Origin of the sequence: Mesorhizobium sp. M7A.F.Ca.AU.001.01.1.1, assembly GCF_004022735.1 — a bacterium.
Lineage (GTDB): Bacteria > Pseudomonadota > Alphaproteobacteria > Rhizobiales > Rhizobiaceae > Mesorhizobium > Mesorhizobium ciceri.
In genome coordinates, this window is sequence record NZ_RZPF01001217.1 from 1 (window position 1) to 913 (window position 913).

Consider the following 913-nt stretch of genomic DNA (forward strand, 5'->3'; position numbering starts at 1 on the left):
GTCGCCGAGGCGCTCGGCTACGAACTGGTCGAGCCGAAAGCGGTACTCGCCGCCTGATTTTCGCGAAAAACAGCTCCTTTCAATCCAGCCCGCCGGTTCCATGCCGGCGGGTTTTTTCTTGCGAGCCTGTTTTTCAGGCAAAGCATGGCGCCGAAAGATGTGACGCAACGGCACTTTGCTCATCATTGTTGCATATTTGTCATTCCCGTGCCGGCCGGTTCCCTGCTAGAGACATTCTGGGTTTACTCATGGGGTACGGGCATATGTTCATTCGCACATCCGCGAAATCTTTTCTTCTTGGTGCTGTTTCTGCTGTGGCTTTGATATCTGCTGCTCACGCAGCAGACGTCGTGCAGCCGGTAGAAGAAGCTGCCGGCTTTAACTGGAGCGGTCTATACGTTGGTTTTGGCGTCGGCGCCGGTGCCAACGTACACAAGCTCAGCAGCGATTTTATTCCAGTCTCGCTGAACGGCATTGGTGGCGAAGGCGTCTACGGTGAGCTGACGGTTGGCTATGACTATATGGTCGCGCCGCGGTTCCTCATCGGTGGTCTGCTGGACGCTCACGTCGGCAACATCGGGACCACGCTGGACATTACGGGATTCGACGCTTCGATCAAGGAAACCTACGGTTTCGACGCTGGCCTGCGTCTCGGCTATCTCTTGACGCCAAACACTCTGGGATACGTGCTGGGTGGCTATTCCTGGCAGAAGTACAAGCTCGATACGAACGCTGGCTTCGACTTTGATTGGGATCAGAGCGGGTATTTTGTCGGAGGTGGCATCGAAACGGCCATCAACAGCAATTGGACGATCAAGACTGAGTATCGCTATACGGGCTTCGGGACCAAGGACGATCTTCTTTCCGAGGCTGGCATCGTCGGGGTTCCGGACGGTCTCCTCAATCTTGACAC

Annotated in this window: 2 protein-coding genes; one reads left to right on the forward strand and one right to left on the reverse strand. The window is 55.5% G+C overall.

What is annotated here, in order from left to right; translation table 11 throughout:
- Nucleotides 1–186, reverse strand: a 186-nt coding sequence (locus tag EN884_RS37190) for a hypothetical protein (protein WP_164895474.1), incomplete at its 3' end; no start/stop codon positions are given.
- A gap of 77 nt (nucleotides 187–263) precedes the next feature.
- Between EN884_RS37190 and EN884_RS37195 the strand changes: the two genes are divergently transcribed.
- The coding region (locus EN884_RS37195; RefSeq protein ID WP_164895475.1) for an outer membrane beta-barrel protein at nucleotides 264–913 on the forward strand (650 nt) is incomplete at its 3' end.